At 67.9% G+C, this 13,141-nt stretch carries 10 protein-coding genes; 4 read left to right on the forward strand and 6 right to left on the reverse strand.

What is annotated here, in order from left to right:
- Nucleotides 1-41: 41 nt before the first annotated feature.
- From IE157_RS07065 to IE157_RS07075, 3 genes are all read left to right on the forward strand, one after another.
- Nucleotides 42-2,654, forward strand: coding sequence for a DEAD/DEAH box helicase (locus tag IE157_RS07065; RefSeq protein WP_064846598.1), 2,613 nt, complete (start codon nucleotides 42-44; stop codon nucleotides 2,652-2,654).
- A gap of 85 nt (nucleotides 2,655-2,739) precedes the next feature.
- A complete protein-coding gene (locus tag IE157_RS07070) occupies nucleotides 2,740-3,450 on the forward strand; it encodes a sigma factor-like helix-turn-helix DNA-binding protein (RefSeq protein WP_064846599.1) in 711 nt (236 codons plus the stop codon).
- Nucleotides 3,447-3,947 carry a hypothetical protein gene (locus tag IE157_RS07075; RefSeq protein WP_064846600.1) on the forward strand — a complete coding sequence of 167 codons (501 nt, stop codon included), beginning with the start codon at nucleotides 3,447-3,449 and terminating at the stop codon, nucleotides 3,945-3,947. The genes IE157_RS07070 and IE157_RS07075 overlap by 4 nt, the downstream gene beginning before the upstream one ends.
- Before the next feature lie 60 nt (nucleotides 3,948-4,007).
- Here IE157_RS07075 and IE157_RS07080 read toward each other — a convergent pair whose 3' ends face one another.
- The 6 genes from IE157_RS07080 to IE157_RS07100 all read right to left on the reverse strand — a co-directional run bounded on the left by IE157_RS07080 (nucleotide 4,008) and on the right by IE157_RS07100 (nucleotide 12,204).
- Nucleotides 4,008-5,390, reverse strand: coding sequence for a TerC family protein (locus IE157_RS07080; RefSeq protein WP_082943339.1), 1,383 nt, complete (start codon nucleotides 5,388-5,390; stop codon nucleotides 4,008-4,010).
- Nucleotides 5,391-5,687: 297 nt separating this feature from the next.
- Nucleotides 5,688-6,899, reverse strand: coding sequence for a TerC family protein (locus IE157_RS07085; protein WP_064846601.1), 1,212 nt, complete (start codon nucleotides 6,897-6,899; stop codon nucleotides 5,688-5,690).
- Between the two features lie 104 nt (nucleotides 6,900-7,003).
- Nucleotides 7,004-9,151, reverse strand: coding sequence for an excinuclease ABC subunit UvrB (uvrB, locus tag IE157_RS07090; protein ID WP_193519539.1), 2,148 nt, complete (start codon nucleotides 9,149-9,151; stop codon nucleotides 7,004-7,006).
- Between the two features lie 62 nt (nucleotides 9,152-9,213).
- Nucleotides 9,214-9,840 (reverse strand): dephospho-CoA kinase, encoded by a 627-nt coding sequence (gene coaE / locus IE157_RS07095; protein ID WP_193519541.1) that lies wholly within the window; start codon nucleotides 9,838-9,840, stop codon nucleotides 9,214-9,216.
- Nucleotides 9,833-9,994 carry a hypothetical protein gene (locus IE157_RS12845; RefSeq protein ID WP_318281372.1) on the reverse strand — a complete coding sequence of 54 codons (162 nt, stop codon included), beginning with the start codon at nucleotides 9,992-9,994 and terminating at the stop codon, nucleotides 9,833-9,835. The genes coaE and IE157_RS12845 overlap by 8 nt, the downstream gene beginning before the upstream one ends.
- Nucleotides 9,949-12,204 carry a dephospho-CoA kinase gene (locus IE157_RS07100; protein ID WP_318281373.1) on the reverse strand — a complete coding sequence of 752 codons (2,256 nt, stop codon included), beginning with the start codon at nucleotides 12,202-12,204 and terminating at the stop codon, nucleotides 9,949-9,951. Before IE157_RS07100 ends, IE157_RS12845 begins: the two co-directional genes overlap by 46 nt.
- A 156-nt stretch (nucleotides 12,205-12,360) precedes the next feature.
- On the opposite strand from IE157_RS07100, the gene IE157_RS07105 reads away from it, so the two are divergent.
- Nucleotides 12,361-13,083 carry an IMPACT family protein gene (locus IE157_RS07105; protein ID WP_286738176.1) on the forward strand — a complete coding sequence of 241 codons (723 nt, stop codon included), beginning with the start codon at nucleotides 12,361-12,363 and terminating at the stop codon, nucleotides 13,081-13,083.
- The last annotated feature ends 58 nt before the right edge of the window (nucleotides 13,084-13,141 follow it).

Below are 13,141 nucleotides of genomic sequence, written 5' to 3' on the forward strand. Positions count from 1 at the left end.
CGCCCGTATGCGTGTCCGCGGGGGCCGATAGGCTGACGGGGATGAAACTCCTCGATTCCCTGGCCCCCGATCTCTCCGCCCCCGGGCACCGGTACCTGCGCGGTGATTTCGCGTCCAACCCCCTGAGCGAGGACGAGATCTACGAGGGGTTCCTCGGCTGGATCGCCTCACGGGACATGGAGCTGTACCCCGCCCAGGACGAAGCCGTGCTGGAGGTCGCCAACGGGTCCAACGTGATCCTCGCGACCCCCACGGGGTCGGGTAAGTCCACCGTGGCCGTGGCCGCGCACTTCGCGGGGCTCGCTCGCGGGGCTCGCTCGTACTACACCGCGCCCATCAAGGCCCTGGTGTCCGAGAAGTTCTTCGACCTGTGCGAGATCTTCGGCGCCGAGAACGTAGGCATGGTCACGGGTGATTCCGCGGTCAACCAGAACGCCCCGATCGTGTGCTGCACCGCGGAGATCCTCGCGAACGTGGCCCTGCGTGAGGGTGCGGACGCGGACCTCGGCGTGGTGATCATGGACGAGTTCCACTTCTACTCCGATCCCCAGCGCGGCTGGGCGTGGCAGGTGCCGCTCATCGAACTGCCCCAGGCGCAGTTCCTGCTCATGAGCGCGACCCTCGGGGACGTCACCCGCATCGAGAACCGCCTGAACGAGACCACGGGCCGTTCCACCGCGCTCGTCTCCTCCGCGGAACGCCCCATCCCCCTGCACCACTACTACTCCGAGCGCCCCGTCCACGAGGAGCTCGAGGAACTGCTCAGCACCCACCAGGCCCCGGTGTACGTGGTGCACTTCTCGCAGCTGCAGGCCGCGGAACAGGCCCAGAACCTGATGTCTGTGGACGTCCTCAGCAAGGACGAGAAGCAGCGCGTGGCGGAGCTGATCAAGGACTTCCGCTTCTCCGCGGGCTTCGGCAAGACGCTCAACCGGCTCGTGCGGCACGGGATCGGGGTGCACCACGCGGGCATGCTGCCCAAGTACCGCCGCCTCGTGGAACAGCTCGCCCAGACCGGGCTGCTCAAGGTGATCTGCGGGACGGACACCCTAGGCGTGGGGATCAACGTGCCCATCCGCACCGTGCTGATCACGGCGCTGTCCAAGTTCGACGGCCGCCGCACCCGCCGGCTCAGCGCCCGCGAGTTCCACCAGATCGCGGGCCGCGCGGGCCGCGCCGGCTACGACACCGCGGGGACCGTGGTGGTCCAGGCCCCCGAGCACGTCATCGAGAACGAACGCGCGATGGCCAAGGCCCGGGCCAAGCACGGGGACGATCAGAAGAAACTGCGTCAGGTGCCCAAGAAGAAGCCGCCGGAGGGCTTCGTGTCCTGGAGCCGCAAGACGTTCGAGTCGCTCGTGGCCGCCCAGCCCGAACAGCTCACGTCCTCCTTCGCGATCACCCACTCCATGGTCCTGAACATGCTGCAGCGGCCCGGGGACAACATCGGCGCCGGGTACCGCTTGCTCACGAGCGTGGACGAACCACGGCCGCGCCAACGCCTGCTGCTGCGCCAGGCGCTCGCGATCCTCAAGGAACTGCTGCGCGCGGGCGTCGTCGTACGCCTGCCTGAGCCGGACGAAACCGGGCGCCGCTACCGGCTCACGGTCGAGCTGCAGGAGAACTTCGCGCTGAACCAGCCGCTGTCCCCGTTCGCACTGGCCGCGCTCACCCTGCTGGACCCGGAGTCGGAGACGTACGCGCTCGACGTCGTATCGGTCATCGAGGCCACGCTGGAGAAACCGCGCCAGGTGCTGAACCTGCAGGAGAAGAAGGTCAAGGGCGAGGCGCTCGCGACCATGAAGGCCGACGGCCTCGAGTACATGGAACGCATGCGCGAGTTGGACGAGATCACGTACCCCCAGCCGTTGCGGGAACTGCTCGAGCAGTCGTTCGAGACCTACCGAACCTCCGCCCCGTGGGTCGCACAGTTCGAGCTTTCCCCCAAGTCCGTGGTGCGGGACATGTACGAGCGCGCCATGACGTTCGGGGACTACGTGCAGTTCTACGGTCTCGCCCGCTCCGAGGGCATCCTGCTGCGCTACCTCTCGGACGCGTACAAGGCCCTGCGCCAGACGGTCCCGGTGGACGCCACGACCGAGTCGCTCACCGACCTGGTGGAATGGCTCGGGGAGAGCATCCGCCAGACCGACAACTCCCTGCTGGACGAATGGGAGAAGCTGGCCTCCGGGGAGGAATCCCCCATGGGCACGGGCGCGGACTCCCTCAAGGAACTCGTGGCCGAACAGCCGGAAGGCGTCACCGCGAACCCCCGTGCGTTCCGCGTGATGGTGCGTAATGCCCTGTTCCAGCGCGTGGAACTGTTCGCGCAGGAGAAGGACAAGGTGCTCGGGGCCCTGGACGAGAGAACCGGGTGGGACCGCGACCGCTGGGCGGACGCGATGGACACGTACTTCGACGAGTACGAGGACATCTACACGGACGCCCAGTCCCGCGGGCCGTCTCTGATCCGCATCACCGAGGACCCCGAGGGAATGACCGGGTTCTGGACCGTCACGCAGGTCTTCGACGATCCGGACGGGCACCACGACTGGGGTATCAACGCGCGCGTCGACCTCGCGGCGTCGGACGAGGACGGCTTCCCCGTGGTCCTCGTGGACAACGTGGGTCCCATCACCGACACGAGACGCTGAGCACCGGTTATCCCAGAAGCCATGCATGTGGAGACGCATCATCGGATAATATGCACTTTAGGATGCATAGGGTGAGGAGGAGTTCGTGTTCGCCCTGACGATCGACCGCCGCGATTCCCGCGGCCGCGCCGCCGAGCTGCACATGGGACGGCAGCGCACGGCTCTGCAGGAGGAACTCCCCCGCCCGGTCCTCGATTGGGAGATCAGCGCGGGCGATGAGCTGCAGGCGCTCTACGACGACGCCGCCGCGATCGTCCGCGCGGTCCTCGCGCTCGCCGACGCCGGGCACTGGCACGTGGGCGTGGGCATCGGCGCGGTGGACGACCCCCTGCCGTCGTCCGTGCGCGAAGCTACGGGCGAGGCCTTCGTGGCCGCGCGGGATGCCGTGAACGCCGCGAAGGAGCGCGGCCGTCCGGTCGTGGCCGGCAACGAGTGGGCGCGGCGCGCGGGCAGCGTGGTGGATCTGGTGTGTGCCGTGCGGGCCCGGCGTTCCGAGGCCGGGGCGCAGGCCACGGAACTCGCCGACCGGGGGCTCACGCAACAGGAGATCGCCGAGGGGCTCGGGATCACCCAGTCCTCGGTGTCCCGGCGGCTCAGCGCAGCGCTGTGGCACGAGGAACACACGGTCCACGAGACCCTCGAGGCGTTGTTCCGACTCGCGGACGAGCACTCCCCCTCTGGCCACGCTCCGGACGCCGCGGCCCCCTCAGCGCAGGACGCCACCTCCTCGAAGAACGCCTCCTCGCCGGAGGATGTCGCCTCGAGTGGCGACACCACCTCGGGCGGTGACGCGTGAGCTTCCTGCGCCCGCTCACCACCGCGGTCCTCCCCGCAGCCCTGGTGCTGACCACCGCGATCTGGACCGTGTTCGCGGGGACCGTGCCCCGGGAATGGGCCTATCCCGCGCTGCTGATCGCCGGGGCCCTGTCCGGCGACCCTGTGGTGCGCGGGGTCTTCCGCTTCGCGGACGTCTCCCACGAACGCCTGCGTCCGGCGAAGAGCCCGTGGGACGACTCCGAGGCCACGGCGGAACCCGTGGACCCGCCGCTGCGCGGAGGTCTGGTCATCGGTGCGCTGGAACGCGCCGGCGCCATCGTCTCGCTGCTCACGGGCATGGTCGCCGGGATCGGCGTGGTCGTGGCGATCAAGGGCCTGGCCCGCTACGGCGAGTTCACCAACGCCCAGCAGCGCGAACAGTTCATCATCGGCACCCTCGTGTCCCTGCTATGGGCCGCGTTGTTCGCCGGTGCTGCGCTGTGGTGCACGACGCCGCGGGGCCCGTTCCCAGGATAGGGAACGGGCCCCGCGGACCGGTTCGAGCGGCGTCGTCGTACGCCTCGGGCAGCCGGGTGGCTACCGCGCCGCGGTGGAGCCCCCGCCCGAGGAGTCGCCGCGGGCGGTCCCCGCACCCGGCGTGGCGTCCGCGGCCGCTTCACCCGCCGGAGCGGCCTTGCCCGTGTTGGCCCCCGGGGCGGCCGGGGAGGCGGTGTCGTCGCGGTGGCTCTCTTCGGCAAAGTCCGGGGAAGGGGTCTGCACCCGGCCGGTCTCCTCGAACTCGCGGTGCTGACCCCGGGCGGTCTCGAGCATCTTACGGAACCGAGCGCGGGAATCGATCAGCTCGTTCTTGTGCTTCTCCGAGATCCGCGGGAAACGCTTCTGCAGCCGCGCGAGCTCCCCGGCGATCTTGTGACGCTCCTCGGCGTCCGCGTCCTGCGGGAGAGCCAGGTACTTCTCGGTGAGGTCCTGCGTCTTCTGGATGGTGCGCAGCGCGCGGCCCTTGGGGCTGTACAGCGAGATGAGGACGGTGAGCACGAGCACGGAGATGATCACCGTGAGGGACGTGCCGATCCCAATTTCGGCGACGGCCACGTGCTCGCCGTCGTTGATGAACGGCAGGGTGTTCTCGTGCAGCGCGTGCAGGATGAGCTTCACACCGATGAACGCGAGGATGATGGACAGGCCCCACGAGAGGTAGATCAACCGGTCCAGCAGACCGTCGATCAGGAAGTACAACTGGCGCAGACCCATGAGGGAGAACGCGGTGGCCGTGAACACGATGTACGGCTCCTGCGTGAGGCCGAAGATCGCGGGGATCGAGTCCAGGGCAAAGAGGATGTCCGTGCCACCGATCGCGACCATCACGAGCAGCATGGGGGTCAGCGCGCGCTTGCCGTTGTGCCTCGTGAACAGCTTGTCGCCGTCGTAGTAGTCCGTGGTGTGGAAGACCTTCTTGGCCAGGCGCACCACGATGTTGTTGGCCTCGTCCGACTTGTCGTCCGTGACCTCGCCCTTGATCAGGTTGCCCGCGGTGAAGATCAGGATCAGGCCGAAGAGGTAGAAGACCCACGCGAAGGTGTTGATCGCGGCCGCGCCGATGAAGATGAACACCGTGCGGGCGATCAACGCGAAGATGATGCCGAACAGCAGCACCTTCTGCTGGTCCGCCCGGGGCACCGCGAACGAGCCGATGATGATCAGGAACACGAAGAGGTTGTCCACCGACAACGCCTTCTCCGTGACGTAGCCGCCGTAGTACTCGGCCATGAGCGTGGGGCCGTCCAGCCACAGGATCACGAAGCCGAACAGCAACGCGATGCCCACGTACGCCGCGGACCAAATGGCCGCTTCCTTGATCGACGGTTCGTGCGCCTTACGCACGTGGAAGATGAAGTCGTAGGCCAGCAGGCCCACGATCAGGGCGATCGTGATGCCCCATTGGAAGGATGTGATCTCCACGGAGGGTCTCCTTGTGGGTGAGGTGTACCGCACAAGTCTCTCCCCCACGCGCCGGCCCTCACGCGGAGGACGGGGTGCGGCGTGGTCCGTGCCCGGCCCGGCGACGGCGCCCGACGTACTGACGTGCACGGAAGTGATGGGATACTCCCTTGATCAGGCAAGAGTGTACCGGGTTCCCGGCGTGGAGGCACGCGGTGACGGGCGAGGCCCCGCCGGTGCACCGGCGGGGCCTCGTGGCGGATCCGTGAGCGGGCCACGGTGGCGGGCCCTGGACGGGCCCTCGGGCGAGACGCGAACTCAGCGGTTCTCGGTCCGGGCGAGCCGGTGCTGACGCAATCCGTGGGCCCGTTCGAGCAGGTCGTGGTAGCGGGCCTCGGACTCGATGAGCTCGTCCCGGTACTTCTCCTTCACGGTGGGCAGCAGTTCCCGGTACTTGGTCATCTTCTCCGCGGCCTTGACCCGCTCGTCCCGGGGCGCGTCCTCGGGCAGGTCCAGGTAGCGTTCGGCCCAGTCGCGCGCGCCGTTGACGATGCGCACCGCGCGGCCCTTGGGGCTGAACAGCGATGCGAGCACGGTCACGATCAACACCCCCAGGATCACGGCCAGTGAGAACCCGGTGGTCACCTCGACCACGTGCACGGGCTCGCCGTCGTTGATGAACGGCAGGGTGTTCTCGTGCAGGGCGTGCAGGATGAGCTTCACGCCGATGAAGCCCAGGATGATCGCGAGACCCCACGAGAGGTAGATCAACCGGTCCAGCAGACCGTCGATCAGGAAGTACAGCTGACGCAGACCCATGAGGGAGAACGCGGTGGCCGTGAACACGATGTAGGTCTCCTGGGTGAGACCGAAGATCGCGGGGATGGAGTCCAGGGCGAACATGATGTCCGTGAGCCCGATGGCCACCATGACCAGCAGCATGGGGGTCATCACGCGCTTGCCGTCGACCTCGGTGAACAGCTTGTCGCCGTCGTACTCGTCCGTGGTCTTGAGGAAGCGCTTGGCCAGACGAACCATCACGTTGTTGGCCTCGTCTCCCTCGTCCTTGTCCGTGACCTCACCCTTGACCAGGTTGCCCGCGGTGTAGAGCAGGAACAGACCGAACACGTAGAACAGCGCGGACCACCGGTTGATCGCGGCCGCGCCGATGAAGATGAACACCGTGCGGGCGATCAGAGCCACCACGATGCCGAACAGGAGCACCTTTTGCTGGTCAGCCCGGGGCACCTTGAAGGACGCCATGATGATCAGGAACACGAACAGATTGTCCACGGACAGTGCCTGCTCGGTCACGAAGCCCGCGTAGTACTGCGCCGCGAAGCCCGGGCCGTCCCAGAACAGGATCAGCAGGCCGAAGATCAGGGCCAGGGACACGTACAGGCTGGTCCACAGCGCCGCTTCCTTGATGCTGGGTTCGTGCGGTTTGCGCGCGTGGAAGATGAAGTCGTACGCGAGCAACCCCACGATCACCGCGATGGTGACCCCCCATTGCAGACCGGAAACCTCCACGAGCACCCCTTAGGCGAGAACGACGTATGCAGCAGCCCGGGAACGGGCTGGGTAACTCGGGAAGTTTACCTGACTAACAACTCGCCGTAAGAGGTGCGATCGGCTCACGCGTGGCCGGCGTCCTTCATGCGCCGCAGTTCCTTCTTGAGGTCCGCGATCTCGTCCCGCAGCCGCCCGGCCAGCTCGAACTTCAGCTCGGCGGCGGCGTTGCGCATCTGCTCGCTGAGGTCCTCGATCAGATCCACGAGGTCCTCGGCGGGTGCGGCCGCGACACCGTCGCGCAGCAGTTTGGACTCCGCGGCGGCCGCGGCCTGATCCTTGCCCGTGGCCTTGCCTGTGGCCTTGCCCTTACCGCCCTTGACGGGAGCGGTGTGATTGTTGGCGGCGGCGCGCTGGGCCAGCAGGGTGCGGGTGTCCTCGTCCTCGCGTGCCAACTGATCGGTGATATCCGCGATCCGCTTGCGCAGCGGTTGCGGATCGATCCCGTGTTCCTCGTTGTACGCGACCTGGATCTCCCGGCGGCGGTTGGTCTCCTCGATCGCAACGTTCATGGAATTGGTGATCTTGTCCGCGTACATGTGGACTTCACCCGAGACGTTACGGGCGGCGCGACCGATCGTCTGGATCAGGGACGTGGTAGAACGCAGGAAGCCTTCCTTGTCCGCGTCCAGGATGGCCACGAGGGAGACCTCGGGCAGGTCCAGGCCCTCGCGCAACAGGTTGATGCCCACGAGGACGTCGAACGTGCCCATGCGCAGGTCCCGCAGCAGTTCCACGCGCTTGAGGGTGTCCACGTCCGAGTGCAGGTACTGGACCCGCACACCGTGTTCCATGAGGTACTCGGTGAGGTCCTCCGCCATGCGCTTGGTCAGCGTGGTCACCAGGACGCGTTCGTCGCGTTCCACGCGCAGCTCGATCTGTTCCAGCAGGTCGTCGATCTGGCCCTTGGTGGGTTTGACGATCACCTGGGGGTCCACGAGTCCCGTGGGGCGGATGATCTGCTCCACCACGGAGTCCACCTTGGACATCTCGTACGGCCCCGGGGTCGCGGACATGTACATGGTCTGCCCGATTCGTTCCAGGAACTCGTCCCATTTCAGGGGGCGGTTGTCCATGGCGGACGGCAACCGGAAGCCGTGTTCCACCAGCGTGCGCTTGCGGGACATGTCCCCCTCGTACATGCCACCGATCTGCGGCACGGTCACGTGGGACTCGTCGATGATGAGCAGGAAGTCGTCCGGGAAGTAATCCAGCAGACAGTGGGGAGCGGAACCGCGCGGGCGGCCGTCGATGTGCAGCGAGTAGTTCTCGATCCCGTTGCAGTAGCCCATTTGTTCCATCATCTCGAGGTCGTACGTGGTGCGCATGCGCAACCGCTGGGCCTCCACGAGCTTGTTCTGCGACTCGAGCTCCTGCAGCCGCTCCTGCAGCTCCTTCTGGATGGACTCGATCGCCGAGGCCATCCGTTCCGCACCGGCCACGTAGTGCGAGGCGGGGAAGACGTACATCTCCTGCTCCTCGTTTACGATCTCCCCCGTGAGCGGGTGCAGCGTGTAGATCGCCTCGATCTCGTCCCCGAAGAACTCGATGCGCACCGCGAGTTCCTCGTACATGGGGATGATCTCCACGGTGTCCCCGCGCACGCGGAACGTCCCGCGGTGGAAGTCCACGTCGTTGCGCACATACTGCATGTTCACGAACTGACGCAGCAGGGTGTCCCTGTCCATCTCCTGGCCCACGGCCAGGGTGACCATTTGATTGACGTACTCCTCCGGGGTACCCAGACCGTAGATGCAGGACACGGTGGAGACCACCACGGTGTCGCGGCGGGTCAGCAGGGCATTGGTCGCGGAGTGCCGCAACCGCTCGACCTCCTCGTTGATCGAGGAGTCCTTCTCGATGAAGGTGTCCGTCTGGGGGACGTAGGCCTCCGGCTGGTAGTAGTCGTAGTAGGAGACGAAGTACTCGACGGCGTTGTGGGGCAGCAGTTCGCGCAGCTCGTTGGCCAGCTGGGCGGCCAGGGTCTTGTTCTGCACGAGCAACAGCGTGGGCCGCTGGACGGCCTCGATGAGCCATGCGGCGGTCGCGGACTTACCCGTGCCCGTGGCGCCCATGAGTACCACGTCCTTCTCCCCGCCCTCGATCCGGCGGGACAGGTCCGCGATGGCCTTGGGCTGGTCACCGGCGGGCTGGTACTCGGACACGACCTCGAACGGGGCGACCACACGATTGATCTTCTGCGCGAGCGACATGGACCCAGCGTACGCGCCGACTCAGACACGGATCCGGGCGGCTCGCATCGCTCCGGAACTGCTCACAGGACCCGCGTGCGCCACCACTCGTCCACCTGCGCGAGCAGGTCCTTGATGGTCGTGGAATTGTCGAGGACTGCCGTGGCCACCGCCCGGCGCTGCTCGTCGCTGGCCTGGGCCGCGATCCGGCGGCGGGCGTCCTCCGGGCTCATCCCGCGGTCCTCGACCATCCGTCGCACCCGCTCGTCCTCGGGCGCCTGCACCACGAGCACCTCGTCCATCGTCTCGTACTGAGCGGTCTCCACGAGCAGCGGGATGTCGTGGACCACCACTCCCCCCGGCGGCACCTCACTCACGAGCCGCGCGGTCTCGCGCCGCACGAGCGGGTGGATGATCCCGTTCAGGGCCGCGAGCTGCTCGGGGTCGTCGAACACGATGGCCGCGACCGCCGCGCGGTCCAGTGCGCCCGAGTCCGGCTGCACGATCCGCTCACCGAAGTGGGCCACCATGGCCTCGTAGCCTGGTTCCCCCGGTTCCTGCAGGGCCCGGGCGATCGCGTCCGCGTCCACGACAAGCGCCCCGAGCTCGCTCAGCCGCCGCGAGACGGTGGACTTGCCCGAGGCGATCCCGCCCGTCAGCCCGACCCGCAGGGTCTCGGTGTGGCCGGGTCTGCGCAACAGCTCAGTCATGACGGTGTCCTTCCGTGTCCTGGTCCCGGCCCAGTGCCGGGAGCACGTGGTCGCGCCAGATCTCGCGGGAGCGCTCCCGCAGACCGTGGAGGTCACCGTCGTTGACGATCACCTCGTCCGCGACCGCCCGGATCTCCTCCGGCCCGGCGGCCACGTCCACCCGGCCCCCGCGTCCTCGGCGGGCAGGCCCTTACCTGCGCGCAACCTCCGCACCCGGTCCTCCACGGGCGCGTCGACGGCCACGACGAGGTCGAACCGGTCCCCCTGGTCCGCCTCGAGCGGGTCCCGGATCACCTGCACGACCACGCTGTCGGGTCCCGCGTCCCGGGCACGACGCCGCGCCGCCTCCCGCAGCGCGGGGAGCAACAGTTCGTGGGCGCGGGCCCTGGCGGCGTCGTTGTGAGTCATCAGGTCGTCGAGCGCCTCGGCCGCAGCGGCCTTGTCCTGCGAAGAGACCCCCCGGGCGCGCAACTGCTCCCCGAAGACGCGCTCGACGTCCGCGCGCGTGTCCGTGCCCGGGCTCAGGAGCTCGCCCCACAGCGCCGAGCTGTCCACGACGACGGCGCCCAGCGCCTCGAACTCGCGGGCCACGGTGTGCTTGCCCGCCGACGGCCCACCGGTGAGCGCGAGCTGGAACACCGGCCGGCCCTCCTGCTCTCGCTGCCAGTGCCACGTGCGGGGCTGATGGGTGTCGTGATCGGGTTCGGTGCCCACCTCGTACTCGGGACGGATGACGTAGTCCTCGATCGCGGCGGTGTCCTGCTGCGCCCTGCGGTGGTACTCCTCCGCGGGCAGCACCTTCTTCCACTGCCGCGTGCGCATGGGACGCGCGGTACCGGCGTCCTGGCGTAACGCCCGCAACAGCATCCCGGCCTGCATGACCTCCAGGACCATCACGGGAGCACCGATCACGATGATGACCTCCTGCAGGGCGTTGAGCCCGTTCTCGCCGGAGGTCGTGATGATCGCGGCACACACCGCGCCCACGGCGAGCGTCCAGAAGATCCGCTGCCGGCGCGGGCCTTCGTCCTCGTGCCCATTGGCCATCGCGTCCATCACGAGAGCGCCGGAGTCGATCGAGGTGATGAAGAAGATCGTGATGACCACGAGCGCCACGAGCGCGGTGACCGCGAACCACGGCATGGATCCGAGCAACTGGAACAGAGCGGCCTCCACGTTGCCTTGCGTGACGATGGTGTCCGTGAGACTGCCCTGCGTCTCGGGAGCGCGGTCGATGCGGATCGCGCTGTAGCCGTAGATGGCCATCCACACCGCCACGAACGACGACGGGACGCCGAGCACCCCCACCACGAACTGGCGGATCGTGCGCCCGCGCGAGATCTTGGCCACGAACATCCCCACGAACGGCGCCCATGTGACGGTCCAGGCCCAGTAGAACACCGTCCAGTCACCGGACCACGTGCCGCCGCCGAACGTGTCGTTGAAGAACGCGAGCGTGGGCAACTGGTTCACGTAGCCACCCACGGATTCCACGATGCTGCGCATCGTGTCCATTGTGGCCCCGGCCATGAGCACGAACAGCAACAGGGCCACGGCCAGGACGATGTTCGCGTACGACAGTCGCTTGACGCCCTTCTCCATGCCCGCGAGCACGGACGCCAGGCCCACCGCCGTGATCAGCGCGATGATGGCCGCCTGGATCCACCCCTCCATCGGGATGCCGTAGACGTATGTGAGGCCGCTGTTGATCTGCAGCGCCCCGAGCCCCACGGACACCGCGAGCCCGAACACGGTCGCGACGATCGAGAGCACGTCGATCGCTTTTCCCCACGGGCCGTGGATCCCGTCCCCGAGCACCGGGTGGAACGCGGACGAGACGCGCGGGGGCAGTTTGCGCTTGTACGTGAAGTACCCGAACGTCAGACCGGGTACGGCGAGGATCGCCCACATGTGCACGCCGAAGTGGAAGTTGGCGATGTTCAGGGCCTCCACCGCGGCGCGGTCCGAGGCGGGTTCGGTGCCGTACATGGGTGGGTTCGCGTAGTGGTTGACGGGTTCGGCCACACCCCAGAACATCAGCACGGCGCCCACGCCCGCCGCGAAGAGCATCCCGAACCACGCGATCCCGGAGTACTCCGGGACGGAATCGTCGTCGCCGATCTTCACGCGACCGTAGCGGCTCAGTGCCAGACCGATCGCGAAGATCACGAGAGCGGTCACGCTGAAGGTGTAGAACCATCCCGTCTGGTAGCGCAACGCATGGGAGACCACGCCGAAGACCGATTGCACGGGCCCCGGGAACAGACTCATGGCGAGCGTGAAGACAACGATCAGCGCGGCCGAGACGAAGAAGATGGACGGGGTCGTGCGCAACCCCAGTCGGTCGTGAAGACGATTGAGCACAGGTCAGCTTTCCGATGGGAGGCGGTGGCACGTGGCCGCGTCGGCGCGGCAGGTCTCACTGTAGTGGCCCTCCCGTGCTCAGCGGGCGCCCCGGGACCGTCCCGGCCCCCCGCGCGACCACGAGCCCCCGGATCGGCGCGTCCCTACACTGGTGGTGTGCCCGCCGAATCCCTCTCCCACGACGCCGCGGACTCGCGCGTGTCCTACACCGTCCCGCGCCGGGGCATCGTGCACAGCGTGGAGCTCGAGATCAAGAAGTCCCGGTTCCTGGCACTACTCACCCGCGTGGACACGGAAGCGGAAGCCCGCGAGTTCATCACCCGTGTGGCCGCCGAACACCGGGACGCCCGTCACCACTGCTCGGCGTTCGTGCTCGGACCCACGCGCGCCACGACGCGCTCGTCCGACGACGGCGAACCGGCGGGTACCGCGGGCATGCCCATGCTGCAGGCGCTGACCGCGCACGCCACGACCCGGCAACGCACCGCGGACGAGGCCGGTGACCTCTCGGACGTGTGTGCCGTGGTCGTGCGGTGGTTCGGCGGGGTCAAGCTCGGGGCCGGCGGGCTCGTGCGCGCCTACTCCGGTGCCGTGGCCGCCGCGCTGGACACCGCCCCGCTCGTGCGCAGGATGCGCTGCCGCGAACTGACCCTGCTGCTCCCCTACGCCGAGGCCGGCCGCGTGGAGTCCCAGATGCGCGCTCGCGGGTTCACGGTCCTGCCCACCGGTTACGGCTCCGCGGACGCGACCCTGCGCCTGCTCGTGGCGGACCTCCCCGGCGCCATCGACGATGCCCGGGCAGCCCTTGCGAGTATCACCGCGGGCCACGCGAGCGTCCACGAGGGACCCGCCCGGTGGGAGGACGTCCCGGACATGTGAAAGGTCCCGCTCCCCGTGACGGGGAGCGGGACCTCTCGGATTCACCTCACGGCGAGCT

The sequence above is a fragment of the Kocuria marina genome, from assembly GCA_014652975.1.
GTDB lineage: Bacteria > Actinomycetota > Actinomycetes > Actinomycetales > Micrococcaceae > Kocuria > Kocuria marina.